At 63.6% G+C, this 12,910-nt stretch carries 16 protein-coding genes, 1 tRNA gene and 1 riboswitch; of the genes, 10 read left to right on the top strand and 7 right to left on the bottom strand.

The genetic code is table 11. The features are described 5' to 3' along the window. Positions 1-9: 9 nt before the first annotated feature. From AWB75_RS02865 to glyA, 6 genes are all read right to left on the bottom strand, one after another. Complete coding sequence (locus AWB75_RS02865) at positions 10-495, bottom strand: pilus assembly PilX family protein (protein ID WP_061122564.1); 486 nt, start codon at positions 493-495, stop codon at positions 10-12. Then, a complete protein-coding gene (locus AWB75_RS02860) occupies positions 492-1,286 on the bottom strand; it encodes a PilW family protein (RefSeq protein ID WP_061122563.1) in 795 nt (264 codons plus the stop codon). Before AWB75_RS02860 ends, AWB75_RS02865 begins: the two co-directional genes overlap by 4 nt. Continuing rightward, positions 1,283-1,678, bottom strand: a complete 396-nt coding sequence (locus AWB75_RS02855) for a type IV pilus modification PilV family protein (RefSeq protein ID WP_061122562.1) — start codon at positions 1,676-1,678, stop codon at positions 1,283-1,285. The genes AWB75_RS02860 and AWB75_RS02855 overlap by 4 nt, the downstream gene beginning before the upstream one ends. After that, the gene (locus tag AWB75_RS02850) at positions 1,675-2,223 is read right to left on the bottom strand and encodes a GspH/FimT family pseudopilin (RefSeq protein ID WP_061122561.1); all 549 of its coding nucleotides are present in this window, start codon (positions 2,221-2,223) and stop codon (positions 1,675-1,677) included. The genes AWB75_RS02855 and AWB75_RS02850 overlap by 4 nt, the downstream gene beginning before the upstream one ends. A gap of 159 nt (positions 2,224-2,382) precedes the next feature. Further along, a complete protein-coding gene (gene nrdR / locus AWB75_RS02845; RefSeq protein ID WP_061122560.1) occupies positions 2,383-2,865 on the bottom strand; it encodes a transcriptional regulator NrdR in 483 nt (160 codons plus the stop codon). 18 nt (positions 2,866-2,883) lie between these two features. Beyond that, a complete protein-coding gene (glyA, locus tag AWB75_RS02840; protein ID WP_061122559.1) occupies positions 2,884-4,131 on the bottom strand; it encodes a serine hydroxymethyltransferase in 1,248 nt (415 codons plus the stop codon). 166 nt (positions 4,132-4,297) lie between these two features. Further along, a riboswitch (ZMP/ZTP riboswitch) is annotated at positions 4,298-4,396 on the bottom strand. A 206-nt stretch (positions 4,397-4,602) separates the two neighbouring features. Here glyA and ydfG point away from each other — a divergent pair. The 9 genes from ydfG to AWB75_RS02795 all read left to right on the top strand — a co-directional run bounded on the left by ydfG (position 4,603) and on the right by AWB75_RS02795 (position 11,293). Beyond that, positions 4,603-5,349, top strand: coding sequence for a bifunctional NADP-dependent 3-hydroxy acid dehydrogenase/3-hydroxypropionate dehydrogenase YdfG (gene ydfG, locus AWB75_RS02835; RefSeq protein WP_061122558.1), 747 nt, complete (start codon positions 4,603-4,605; stop codon positions 5,347-5,349). 127 nt (positions 5,350-5,476) lie between these two features. Then, on the top strand, positions 5,477-5,938 hold the full coding sequence (gene ybgC, locus AWB75_RS02830) for a tol-pal system-associated acyl-CoA thioesterase (protein ID WP_061122557.1): 462 nt from the start codon (positions 5,477-5,479) through the stop codon (positions 5,936-5,938). Positions 5,939-6,101: 163 nt separating this feature from the next. Further along, positions 6,102-6,779, top strand: a complete 678-nt coding sequence (tolQ, locus tag AWB75_RS02825) for a protein TolQ (RefSeq protein ID WP_008342801.1) — start codon at positions 6,102-6,104, stop codon at positions 6,777-6,779. Positions 6,780-6,794: 15 nt separating this feature from the next. Continuing rightward, complete coding sequence (gene tolR / locus AWB75_RS02820) at positions 6,795-7,238, top strand: protein TolR (RefSeq protein ID WP_061122556.1); 444 nt, start codon at positions 6,795-6,797, stop codon at positions 7,236-7,238. Further along, positions 7,235-8,335, top strand: a complete 1,101-nt coding sequence (gene tolA, locus AWB75_RS02815; protein WP_061122555.1) for a cell envelope integrity protein TolA — start codon at positions 7,235-7,237, stop codon at positions 8,333-8,335. The genes tolR and tolA overlap by 4 nt, the downstream gene beginning before the upstream one ends. A gap of 106 nt (positions 8,336-8,441) precedes the next feature. Next, positions 8,442-9,734, top strand: a complete 1,293-nt coding sequence (gene tolB / locus AWB75_RS02810) for a Tol-Pal system beta propeller repeat protein TolB (protein ID WP_061122554.1) — start codon at positions 8,442-8,444, stop codon at positions 9,732-9,734. Positions 9,735-9,789: 55 nt separating this feature from the next. Continuing rightward, positions 9,790-10,296, top strand: a complete 507-nt coding sequence (gene pal / locus AWB75_RS02805; RefSeq protein WP_061122553.1) for a peptidoglycan-associated lipoprotein Pal — start codon at positions 9,790-9,792, stop codon at positions 10,294-10,296. Between the two features lie 27 nt (positions 10,297-10,323). Next, positions 10,324-11,073, top strand: coding sequence for a tol-pal system protein YbgF (gene ybgF / locus AWB75_RS02800; RefSeq protein WP_061122552.1), 750 nt, complete (start codon positions 10,324-10,326; stop codon positions 11,071-11,073). Positions 11,074-11,217: 144 nt separating this feature from the next. Further along, a tRNA-Lys gene (locus tag AWB75_RS02795) sits at positions 11,218-11,293 on the top strand. A gap of 74 nt (positions 11,294-11,367) precedes the next feature. Here the strand turns inward: AWB75_RS02795 and AWB75_RS02790 are convergent. Beyond that, on the bottom strand, positions 11,368-11,640 hold the full coding sequence (locus tag AWB75_RS02790; RefSeq protein ID WP_061122551.1) for a hypothetical protein: 273 nt from the start codon (positions 11,638-11,640) through the stop codon (positions 11,368-11,370). A 184-nt stretch (positions 11,641-11,824) separates the two neighbouring features. Here AWB75_RS02790 and AWB75_RS02785 point away from each other — a divergent pair, with 184 nt between their 5' ends. Continuing rightward, a complete protein-coding gene (locus AWB75_RS02785; protein WP_061122550.1) occupies positions 11,825-12,898 on the top strand; it encodes a helix-turn-helix transcriptional regulator in 1,074 nt (357 codons plus the stop codon). Positions 12,899-12,910 lie beyond the last annotated feature (12 nt).

Genomic DNA, 12,910 nt, shown 5'->3' with positions numbered 1-12,910 from the left:
GTCCATGCCTCAAAACGGTTTGGCGACGACGCGCCGCCAGTGTTGCGTGCTGGCGCCATCGTTCACGTCGATACGAAGCTGAAGCCATGCTTCGGAATCCGCCGATGCGCCGAAGCCCCGCGCGGTAACGAGATACGACGCGCCCGCCCACGATTCGATCAGGCATTGCGGCGCGCGCCGCGCGTACGGCCAGGCGCTGAACGGTGAGATAGCGAAAGCGGACGCCCCTTCGAACGATGTCTTCATGCGCCAGCGCGACGGCTCATCGTTCACCGATGGACTCGCCGCCGGCATCGCGGACGACAGCATCCGGCTGCATCGGATGAGCGCGCCGTCCGCCGCATGAAATGCCCGGATGCGTTCGCGCGCGGCGACCGTCGTGCGCGCCGCCACGAGCGACGCCTGCAGCCATGCGCCCGCAGTGGTCAGCATCATCGCGGCGAGAATCAGCACGATCGGCAACGTGGCGCCGTGGGAAAGCGAGCGTCGCTTCATTGCGCGCCTCCGGATACCGTCGCGGCTGCATTGCGTATCGCGACGCGCCGCCAGAACGCCTGCCGGATGCGGCCGTCATCGGCATAAGCGGGCAAGCCGGTGCAATCGACGTAGTTCGTTCTTCGCCTGGCTTGCGTCGCGAAGCCGCGCACAAGTACGCAAATGTCGGCGGCGTAAGCCTCGCGCCAGCGTTCACGCGCGACGGCCGAGGCATCGAGCGCGGACGGTGAACCCGTCAGCCAATACGTGACACGGATTCGTTCGATGCCTTCGACCATCGGCTGCGCCTGTTTTCCGCTGCCTTCGCAGTAGAGCTCCGGCTCGCCTGTCGAAGCGCTGACCTTCGCATAGAAGCGATTCGTGACGATCGGATCGGAGACGGCCTGGCCGATGCAATCCGTCGGCACGCCTGCGCTCGACGACCATGTCGACACGGCATCGGCGGCATAGCGCAGTTGCACGCCGTCGGAGCGGCCTGTGAGCGCCTCACACGATGCGGCCGTTTCCGCGCCGATGACCCGGCCTTGCGCGCAGCCGAAGACCGGCGCTTCGACGCTCGCGGTTTTATCGTGGCCGGACGCGAATCCCGCCATCTGAATCTGCTGGCCGAGCATGTCGAGCGCGGTCGAAGCGGCGTCGTGAATGCGCGCGGCATCGGCGGCCCGTTCGAACGCAGCGCGTTGTGCGCGATAGAGCGACAGCGACGCAGTCACGATCAACAGGCCGAGCGCGAGCGCGATCGTCATTTCCACGAGTGTGTGACCGCGCGATGTGGAGTGCCGTGAAATCATCGTGCGAACGCCACCGCAACGCATGACGTGAGCGGCTTCGCTTGCGGCTCGGAACATGGATTGGACCGGTCTTCCGCGCGCCAGCTCACGGTCGCGACGTACACGCCATCGGCGCGATCGGTTATCAGGACTTCACCTGACGGAAGCATCGACGCCGTCCGCGTCTGCCACTGCGACACCACCGTCGCGCGGTCCGCATTGCTGCGCACGCCTTCAGCGATCGAATCGGCGACGAGCGCCGCACGTTCTCCCAGCAACGCCGCCCGCTCGCCGCGCGCGAGCGCACTTTGCATGGCGAGGATTCCGAGCGCGGTGACCGCCGTGAGCGACAGCGCGATCATCACTTCGATCAGCGAATCGCCGCGTTGCGCGTTCCAGAGAGCCCGCTTCATGCCGACGCACCGCAAGCGCCCTGCGTCATGCGCGCCCGCCCGCCTGCCGCAAGCCGGACGCACCGGCGCGACGCCGGATTCGCGGCGGGACCGGGACCGCGCGGCGCGAAATCGAAACTGCGAAATCCGCCGATCACTTGGCCTGACGGTGGCGTGAACGACAGCTCCGTCGACGTTCCCGTTATCGCGACCGAAGTCATTGCCGGCTGCATGCGCAGGAGCGCCGGCGCGCCATCGCGGTCGACGAACAATGCCCATCCGCACGACCAGTCGGTGACGCCGTTCTCGCAGCTTCGTCCCGCTGCAAGGCAATGGCGCGACGCGTCGATCCGGCAGAGCGTCACGCGCGCGCCGCGCCGCACGGCTTCGGCGCGGCCGAGGGAAAGCGTGGAAAACAGCGCGCGCGCTCGCGCATCGACCTGATCGCGGGTCTGCCACGCGAAAAAAGACGGCGCGGCGAACGTCGCGAGAATCGCCATCGCGGCGAGCACCACGCACAGTTCGACGAGCGTGAATCCCTGATTTGAAGCGCGGATCATCTGCATGCCTTATCAATCGAGTTGAGCCGAAACGCTCAATCTATCGGGAAGGAATGCGCTCCGCCATTAGCCGAACGGACGAGTGTTCACGCCGCCCGGAGCCCGGCACACTGCGCGAGCGAACGGGAAAAATTCAGGCTCGGGAGGAAAACGATGCGAAAAAGATCAGCGCTTGCGCGAACTCGATTTCTTCGGCGCGGCACGCCGAAATTCCTCGAGCACGTCTTCGAATTCGGAGACGTCTTCGAAACGCTTGTAGACGGAAGCGAAACGCACGTAGGCGATGGTATCGAGCTGCCGCAACTCGTTCATCACGAGTTCGCCGAGGCGCTCGCTTTGCACCTCGCGCTCGCCGCTGCCGAGCAACTGATACTCGATGCGCGACGCGGCGGCATCGATGGCATCGGCTGCGACCGGGCGCTTTCTCAGCGCCAGTTGCATGCTCGCGACGATCTTGCGCCGGTCGAACTCGGTGCGGCTGCCGTCTTTCTTGACGACGGCCGGCAGCGCCAGCTCGACGCGCTCATAAGTCGTGAAACGTTTGTCGCAGGCAGGACAGCGCCGCCGCCGCCGAATGGCCGCGCCATCCTCCGACACGCGAGAATCCACGACCTGGGTATCTTCGTGTCGGCAGAATGGGCAGCGCATCGGCGTTCGGCTCGCGAATTAACGGTAGACCGGGAAACGCTTGGTCAGATCGGCCACTTGCGTGCGCACGCGCTCGATGGTCGCCTGGTCTTCCGGATGGTCGAGCACGTCGGCGATCAGATTGCCGACGATCTCCGCTTCCTTCACGCCGAAGCCGCGCGTGGTCATCGCCGGCGAACCGAGACGCACACCGCTCGTGACGAAGGGCTTTTCCGGATCGTTCGGAATCGCATTCTTGTTGACGGTGATGTGCGCGGCGCCGAGCGCGGCTTCAGCCGCCTTGCCGGTGATTTTCTTCGCACGCAGATCGACCAGCATCACGTGGCTTTCCGTGCGGCCCGACACGATACGCAGACCGCGCTTCACGAGCGTTTCCGCGAGCACGCGCGCGTTGTCGATCACACCTTGCTGGTACGTCTTGAACTCCGGCGCGAGCGCTTCCTTGAACGCGACGGCCTTGGCGGCGATCACGTGCATGAGCGGCCCGCCCTGAATGCCCGGGAAGATGGCCGAGTTGATCGGCTTCTCGAACTCCGACTTCATCAGAATGACGCCGCCACGCGGGCCGCGCAGGCTCTTGTGCGTCGTCGTGGTGACGAAATCCGCATGCGGAACCGGGTTCGGATAAAGCCCCGCGGCCACGAGGCCCGCGTAGTGCGCCATGTCGACCATGAAATACGCGCCGACGCTCTTCGCGATCTTCGACAGACGCTCGAAGTCGATGCGCAGCGCGAACGCCGACGCGCCCGCGACGATCAGCTTCGGCTTGTGCTCTTTCGCGAGCGCTTCGGTCTTGTCGTAGTCGATGTCTTCGGCGTCGTTCAGGCCGTAGCTCACCACGTTGAACCACTTGCCCGACATGTTGACCGGCGAGCCGTGCGTCAGGTGACCGCCTTCGGCGAGACTCATGCCCATGATCGTGTCGCCCGGCTTCAGCACGGCGAAGAACACGCCCTGGTTGGCCTGCGAGCCGGAGTTCGGCTGGACGTTCGCGGCTTCGGCGCCGAAGAGCTGCTTCACGCGGTCGATCGCGAGCTGCTCGACGATGTCGACGTACTCGCAGCCGCCGTAATAGCGCTTGCCGGGATAGCCTTCGGCGTACTTGTTCGTGAGTTGGGAGCCCTGCGCCGCCATCACGGCCGGCGACGTGTAGTTTTCCGACGCGATCAGCTCGATGTGGTCTTCCTGGCGGCGGTTTTCCTGCTCGATCGCCTTGAGCAATTCGGGATCGACATTGGCGAGGGTACTTTCGGCTCTGTCAAACATACGTTTTCCGTGAGATCAAAACAGGTTGACCGGATCGCGCGTGCGCCACGTTTGAAGCAGACGCAAAAAACGCTGGAAACCGAAGGAGTCCAGGCGCGACGGATGAGGGATGAATCCGAATTCGCGGAACGGACAGCCACCGGCAACGCAGCAACGGCGTGCGGATCTCAGCTGCCCAGGCGAACGGCAAAACGACGCTCCGCGCTTCCTGGTGGGTCGCTCCACCTTGAATCCGAAGATTCTATCGCCAGTCACGCGGGGTTTGAGCGTTGTAGTGTAATGGGCTGCCCTGCTTTAGGCAACCGGCTTCCGGGGCCGCTCGACGCACTCGCGGAAGGCTTCAGAGCACGATCGTTCGCGCCCGCGATTGCTTGCCGCGCCGCATCAATGGAAGTACCCTTTGCGCCGTTGCCGGACGCGCTCGCGCGTGCGCTCCGGCTTTGCCCATCACACCTCATTCGGAGTCCGCTCATGATCGTTTTCGTCACCGGCGCGTCTGCCGGATTCGGCGCCGCCGTCGCCCGCACCTTCGTGAAAGGCGGGCATCGCGTGATCGCCGCCGCGCGCCGAAAGGACCGCCTTCTCGCGCTGTCGAACGAGCTCGGCGACGCGCTCCTTCCGGTCGAACTCGACGTGCGCGACGAGAACGCCGTGAGAAATGCGGTCGATTCTCTGCCCGAGGCGTTCGCGAACATCGACGTGCTCGTGAACAACGCGGGCCTCGCGCTCGGCCTCGAGCCCGCGCAACGCGCGAACCTCGACGACTGGAAAAGCATGATCGACACGAATTGCACGGGTCTCGCGACCGTCACGCATGCGATCCTGCCGGGCATGGTCGAGCGCAATCGCGGGCACGTGTTCAACATGGGATCCGTGGCGGGCACGTATCCGTATGCCGGCGGCAACGTGTACGGCGCGACCAAGGCATTCGTGCGGCAGTTCAGCCTGAACCTGCGCGCGGACGTCGCCGGCACCGCGCTGCGCGTGACCGACATTGAGCCGGGGCTGGTAGGCGGCACCGAATTTTCCAACGTGCGCTTCAAGGGCGACGACGCGAAAGCCGGCACCGTCTACAAGGACGTGCAGGCGCTCACGCCCGAGGACATCGCCGACGCGATCTACTGGATCGCCACGCGCCCTGCGCACGTGAATATCAACGCGATTGAGATGATGCCGATAGCGCAGACGTTCGCACCGTTGCAAATTCACCGCGATTAATCTGGTGATCTGCCTAAGGATTTGGCGGTGGTGCTTCGGGTTCCGGTAAAATGCCGCCGATGAATATCTGTCAAAAAGCGAGCCGGAACGCGCTTGAGCGCTTCTGCGCGAGCGGAGCGGCGCAAAGGTGAGTGATCCGTTGACTTTCGAGTGGCCGATTCGGGTGTATTACGAGGACACCGACGCCGGCGGCATCGTCTTCTACGCGAACTACCTGAAGTTCTTCGAGCGGGCGCGCACCGAATGGCTGCGCGCGTGCGGCATCGACCAGCAGCGTGTCGCGGATTCGAACGGCATCGTGTTCGTCGTGAGGCGCACGTCGGTCGAATACGCTTCGCCGGCGCGTCTGGATGACCTCATTCGTGTCGTGAGCCGTATCGAGCGGCTGGGGCGCGCATCGGTGGATTTTCATCAGGAAGCGTGGCGCGACGGCGTGCTGCTCGCGAGCGGCGATATTCGCGTGGCGTCCGTGGATCGCGCGTCGATCCGTCCGGCCGCCATTCCCGACGCGGTGCTCGACGGACTGAAACGCGGCCCGCACGCCGCGCTCGCCACAGCGCCGTGCGGCGCAAACCAGGATCGAACCTGATCGATGAACCCATCGCACCCCGAAGCGAACACGCTCCGGGAACAGAGGAAGCATTAACGAGCATGAGCCGGTCATGGCGCGGCTTTCGTTTGATTCACAGCCGTTTCACGAAAGCATGACTTTCTGGCCGGACGCCCCTTTCGGGACGTAACAGCGGACCTTTATGAACAATACACAAGATTTGTCGATCATTTCTCTCGTCGTTCACGCGAGCTTGCTCGCGCAGGCGGTGATGGCGCTGCTGCTGCTGCTGTCGCTCCTGTCCTGGACTTTCATCTTCCGCAAGTGGTTCGCGATTCGCCGCGCGCGCGCGCAAACCGAGCGTTTCGAGCGCGATTTCTGGTCGGGCGGCGACCTGCAGGCGCTTTATCAGAGCGCGGCGAACAATCGCCACACCATCGGCGCGCTGGAGCGTATCTTCGAATCCGGCATGCGCGAATTCCTGAAGGGCAAGGAGCGCCGCATCACCGATCCGGGCGCGATCCTCGACGGTTCCCGCCGCGCCATGCGCGCCGCGTTCCAGCGGGAAATGGACGTGCTCGAAGCGAACCTCGCTTTCCTCGCGTCGGTCGGCTCGGTGAGTCCGTATATCGGTCTCTTTGGCACGGTCTGGGGGATCATGAATTCGTTCCGCGGCCTGGCCAATGTGCAGCAGGCGACGCTCGCGAACGTGGCGCCGGGAATCGCCGAGGCGCTCGTCGCCACCGCGATCGGCCTTTTCGCCGCGATTCCGGCCGTGGTCGCATATAACCGCTACGCGCACGATATCGATCGCCTGGCGATCCGCTTCGAGACCTTCATCGAAGAGTTCTCGAACATCCTGCAGCGTCAGGCGCACTAAGAGAAGGAGTCCGCGATGGCAGGCCCCATTCGTTCCAGCATGCGCGGCAGTTCGCGTCGCGCGATGTCCGATATCAACGTCGTGCCGTACATCGACGTGATGCTCGTGCTGCTCGTCATCTTCATGGTGACGGCGCCGCTCGTTTCGCCGTCGATCATCAATCTGCCGACCGTCGGCAATGCGCAGCCGCAAGAGCAGCAGCCGCCGCTCGTCATCAACATCAAGGCGGACGGCAGCATGAACGTCCGCTACAAGGAAGAAGGCGGCGCGACGCAAGAGCAGAAAATGACGATGAAGGACCTGAACAGCTTCGTGCTGAATCGTCAGGAATCGCATCCGGATCAGCCCGTCGTGATCGCGGCGGACAAGACCGTGAAGTACGAAGTCGTGATGAACGTGATGTCCGATATGAAGGCGCGCGGCGTGAAGCGCGTCGGATTGCTCGTCAAATCGCAATGACCCTTTTGCACAGGCAGACACGCGCATCGTCCGCGCGACCGATCCGCCCGCCGCGTGAGCGCGGTACGGGCAAGGCGTTCGCGCTCGCGGCGTTGATGCACCTGCTGCTCGGCTGGTTCCTGTACCACGGCATCAACTGGCAGAACAACACGCCGGCGGGCGCGGAAGCGGAAATCTGGACCGAGATTCCGGACACGCCCGCGCCGACGCCCCGCCCCGCTCCGCCGCCGCCCGCGCCGGTGAAAGTGCAGCCCGCGCCGCCGCCCGCGAAGGACGAGGATGCGGACATCGCGTTGCAGGAGAAGAAGCGCAAGCAGCAGGAAGCCGCCGCGCGCGAAGCTCAACTGGCGGAGCAACGCCGTCAGCAGGAAGAGGCAAAGCAGGAAGCGGAAGCCAAGCGTCAGCAGCTCGCCGCGCAAGCCGCTCAGCAGAAGGCAATGCAGGATAAGCAGAAGCAGATCGAGCAGCAGCGGCAGGCCGAACTGCAGAAGCAGCAGCAACAGAAAGCGCAGCAGGACAAGCAGCGCCAACAGCAGCAGGCCGACGCGCAAAAGCAGGAGCAGTTGAAGGAACAAAAAGAGCAGAAGGAACAGCAGGAAGCGAAGGCGAAGGCCGACGCGCAAGCCAAAGCCAAGGCTGAGTCTGACGCCAAGGCGAAGGCCGCCGCGCAGGCGAAAGCCAAGGCCGATGCCGAAGCGAAGGCCAAGCTCGATGCCGAGCGCAAGTCTCGCCTCGCGCAGTTGCAAGGGCAGTTGGGGGGCGGCACGGCGGGCAGCGGCGAGGGGCTCGCGAAGAGCGGCACCGGCAAGGGAGCCGGCGGCAATGCGACCTCTCCGGGCTACGCCGAGAAGGTGCAGCGCCGCGTGCGGCCGAACATCGTGTGGGCCGGCGAAACCGCCGGGCTCGAGACCGTGGTGTCGGTCCGCTGCTCGTCGTCCGGCACGCTGCTTTCGGCGAACATCACCCGCTCGAGCGGCAACGAGCAGTGGGATCAGGCTGCGTTGCGCGCGGTGCAGCGCTCGGATCCGATGCCCGTCGATATCGACGGCAAGGCGCCGGATCACTTCACGATCACGCTGCGCCCGGCCGGAGGCTGAGCGGCGCCCGGAGCGAGCCGCTTCGGGAGGGAACGATTTGTGCGAGCGCGGGTCTGCTTTGCAGCCCGCGGACACTTGAAACGCTTTTATCTGGAACCTATACAGCATGAGTTTGATGACGAAGCTTGGCCTCAAAACGCTGGTCGCGTCCTGCCTGATCGCAGCCGGCACTGCCGCACACGCCCAGTTGAACGTGCTCGTGACCGGCGTCGGTTCGACCCAGTTCCCGATCGCGACGGCCAATTTCGCCAATGAAGCGAATTCGCCGCAACAAATCAGCGCGATCATTCGCCAGGATCTGCAGAGAAGCGGCAAGTTCACGAACGTCGATGCGGGCAGCGCGCCCGTCGCTGAATCCGATTCGGTCGATCTCGGCGCATGGAAAGCGAAAGGCGCGGATGCGTTCGTTTCGGGCAGCGTAAGCAAGCTGCCGAACGGCCAATACGAAGTGCGCTTCCGTCTCTACGACACGGTCAAGCAGCAGAATCTCGGCGGCCTGTCGCTCGTCAGCGCCGAAAGCGGCCTGCGCATGAGCGCGCACAAGATTGCGGACTACATTTACGCCAAGCTCCTCGGCGGCCGCGGTGTGTTCGCGACGCGTCTGTCCTATGTCATTCAGACGGGCGGACGCTATCAATTGCAGATTTCGGATTCGGACGGCCAGGACGCGAAGATCGCCCTCTCCAGCCCCGAGCCGATCATCTCCCCGGCGTGGTCGCCGGACGGCACGAAGGTCGCGTACGTGTCGTTCGAGAAGAAGAAGCCGGTGGTCTACATCCACGATCTGCCTACGGGCCGTCGCGTGGTCGTGTCGAACCAGAAGGGCAACAACAGTGCGCCGGCGTGGTCGCCTGACGGCCGCAAGCTCGCCGTCGCGCTCTCGCGCACCGGAAACACGCAGATTTTCGAAGTCAACGCAGACGGCTCCGGCCTGCGCCGTCTCACACAAGGCAGTTCCATCGATACCGAGCCGGCCTTCTCGCCCGATGGCAGCTCCATCTACTTCACGAGCGATCGCGGCGGCCAACCGCAGATCTACAAGATGCCGGCGGCGGGGGAAAGCGCCGGCGCGGCCCAGCGGGTCACCTTTGCGGGCAGCTACAACACGAGCCCGCGCGTGAGCCCGGACGGCAAGCAACTCGCGTACATTTCGCGCACTGGCGGCGGCTTCAAGCTGTATTTGCAGGACCTCGCGTCCGGCACGGCGACGGGGCTTACCGACACGACGCATGACGAATCGCCGAGCTTTGCGGCGAACGGTCAGTACATCCTCTACGCCACCCAAGTGAACGGACGTGGCGTGTTGGCAGCCGTTTCGACCGACGGTCGTACGCGGCAAGTCTTGTCAGTTCAGGGCGGTGCGGTGCGCGAGCCGTCCTGGGGTCCGTTCATGCAATAAGTTCAGCAACAACGTTTCAAATACAACGTTCAGCTACAACACAAGGAGAGGTACCATGATGTCGAAACTTCGTATCGGCCTGGCAGTTGCGATGGTCGGCGCATTGGCGGCGTGTCACTCGGGCGTGAAGCTCGACGAAGGCCAGAACAAGGGTGCAGTCGGCACGCAGCCGAACCCGACGGACGTGAAGCAGGTCAACATCGACCCGCTGAACGATCCGAACAGCCCGCTCGCCAAGCGCAGCATCTATTTCGACTTCGACAGCTATGCCGTGAAGGACGACTATCAGCCGCTGCTGCAACAACACTCGTCGTACATCAAGAGCCATCCGGAGCGTCACGTCCTGATCCAGGGCAACACCGACGAGCGCGGCACGAGCGAATACAACCTCGCGCTCGGCCAGAAGCGTGCGGAAGCCGTGCGTCGCGCGATGTCGCTGATGGGCGTCGCCGATACGCAGATGGAAGCCGTGAGCCTCGGCAAGGAAAAGCCGATGGCGACGGGTCACGACGAGTCGTCGTGGGCGCAGAACCGCCGCGCCGACCTCGTCTATCAACAGTAACGTAACCAGTCACGGGTGAGTCGCCCTATGTTGTATCGCTTTCCCTTGCTGCGCGTAGCCGCAGCCGCGTGCGTGGTTGGCTCCACGATGCTCGGCGTGCCCGCGCACGCCGGCGTCTTCGACGACAACGAAGCGCGTAAAGCCGTGCTCGATCTGCGCACGAAGACTGATAGCTTGTCCAGTCAGTTGCAGGCCGCGCAGCGCACGATCCTCGATCAGCAGAATCGGATCGACCAGCTCAATCAGCAGGTCGCTACGGTTCGCGGCCAGAACGAGGATCTGGCCAATCAGGTCGCGACGCTGCAGAAGCAGCAGAAGGACTATTACGCCGATCTCGACACGCGCTTGAAGAAGTTCGAGCCGCAGCAAGAGACGATCGACGGCGTGACCGGTTCGGTGCAGCCCGGCGAGACGGAAGCGTTCAACGCAGCGTCGACTCAGTTCCGCAACGGTGACTACAAGAACGCCGCGGCGTCCTTCAAGGCGTTCGTGGCGAAGTATCCTCAGAGTCCGTATCAGCCAACGGCGCGATACTGGCTCGGCAATGCGCTCTATGCGCAACGCGACTACAAGGCATCGACTGCTGTCTGGCAAGACCTGGTGAAGAGTTATCCGACGCATCCGCGAGCGCCGGAGGCGCTGCTTGCGATCGCGAACAACCAGATTGAGCAAGGCCAGAAAGCGGCTGCGAAGCAGACGCTGCAGCAGATCATCTCGCAGTACGCCGGTACGGAAGTCGCGCAGACTGCACAGAGCAAGATGTCGCAGGTGAAGTGAGCGGAGCTTCGCGGTTCTTTGCGCCTCGAGAAGAATGCCCGCGGGCCGTGACGCCGCAGGCATTTTTCTTTCGATGTTGTGATGGTTTCCTTGTTAGCCGGCTTGACATGGATCCCGTTCGCCGATTATAATTTCGCCTCTTTCGGGTCGTTAGCTCAGCTGGTAGAGCAGCGGACTTTTAATCCGTTGGTCACAGGTTCGAATCCCGTACGGCCTACCAAAGAATCAAGTAGAAAGCCCAGTCTCGCGACTGGGCTTTTTGCTTTGGGCCCGCATCAACGCAACCTCCCCGCGTCATTGCCCCAGCAACTTCAAGCGCGGCGTCAACTCCAGCGCGGCGACGGTCTCGAACATCGCGTTCGCTTCGCTTAACGAACGATCCGCCTCGGCCTTGCGCTTCTTGTACTTCAAATGTTTGTCGAATCCCGCGACGACAACAATGGCGCCCGCCAACGCACTCGGCCACACGAAGTCCGCCAGGAGTAACGAAACCGTCCCCCAGAGCGCATAAGGCCAAAGCTTCGGCTTGGCGGGGGCCGCACGCAGCGACAGGTCGCTTTTACTCATGGTTTTTCGCTCCTCGACATGCCTGAAATGAATCCTCGCGATCGGCGCCGCTATTCTTTCCGCTTACGTCGGGGACCGTCACCAGAAGAATCCGAAAGCCCGTCCGGCCGCCTTCGCCCATCGAGACACAATATGTCCCGATCGCCCCTATAATCGGAATCTGCCTCCTCCTCGCCCGCGCACCATGACCTCCAGTCTCGACGAAGCCATCCTCCGCGTGCTGCCCACCGAACGTGATGCAACCGCCTGGCTTTCGACGCCCGAAGTGCGCAGGCGGCTCGAAGAGCGCGGCCATCGCGTCGGCTATACGAAGAAAGTGCAACGCCATCTGACCGCGCTCGAAGCCGATGCGCGAGTCGTATCGATGATCAGCGGACGCGAACTCCTCTGGCAGCGCAAGCCGTGGCTGCACGGCTTGCAGGAAGGCATGAGCGGCCTGATGAGCGCGTCGGAGGCCGTGGCGTTCCACATCCTGCAGCGCTTCGCGGGCAACAAGCTCCCGAACGCGGTCACACGCGACATCGATCCGCTTTTCAAGGCCGCCGAATCGCGGTTGTCGCAGGAGAAGGCGGACAGCCGCATCTATCGCGCGTGGGCTGACAAGATCGATTCCGTCGATGGCGCGTTCACGCTGATTCGCCCCAAGCTGCGCCCCGAAATATTCCAGACGGTGGCGACCGCCACGTTCTTCGAACGCGAACTCCTCGTGCAGTACCGCGCCGCATACAAGACCGACAGCAGCGATTCCCAGAAAACGCGCAAACTCTGGCCGCTCGCGCTCGTCGAATCAGCCGGCGTGATGTACATGGTCGCGCAAGACCCGAATCGCGCGCCGCGTCCGGAGAAAGGCGAAACGCAATGGCTGCGCACGCTCTACCGGCTCGATCGCATCCGCTCGGTGACGGAGTCGGGCGAATCCTTCACGTACCCCGAGGACTTCAAGCTGCGCAAGTACATCGAGACGCAGCAGGTGTTCGACTTTCTGCCCGAGCCGCCGGTACGGCTCGAACTCGCCTTCGAAGGCAACGCGGGCAATCAGTTGCGCGAATCGCCGATGTCGAAGGATCAGTACATCGACACGCTGCCCGATGGCCGGATGAAAGTCACGGGCACGGTGACGCCGAGCCTCAAACTCCGCTGGTGGCTGCGCGCGCTCGGCGCGGGCGTCGAAATTCTCGCGCCGCAAGCCCTGCGCGACGAATTCGCCGATGATTTCCGCAAGCTCGCGAGCCGATATGGTCAGACACACGCGCAATGAACGACGCCGCGC

The organism is Caballeronia catudaia, assembly GCF_001544755.2.
Classification (GTDB): domain Bacteria; phylum Pseudomonadota; class Gammaproteobacteria; order Burkholderiales; family Burkholderiaceae; genus Caballeronia; species Caballeronia catudaia.
This window is presented reverse-complemented; position numbering and strand designations above follow the sequence as displayed.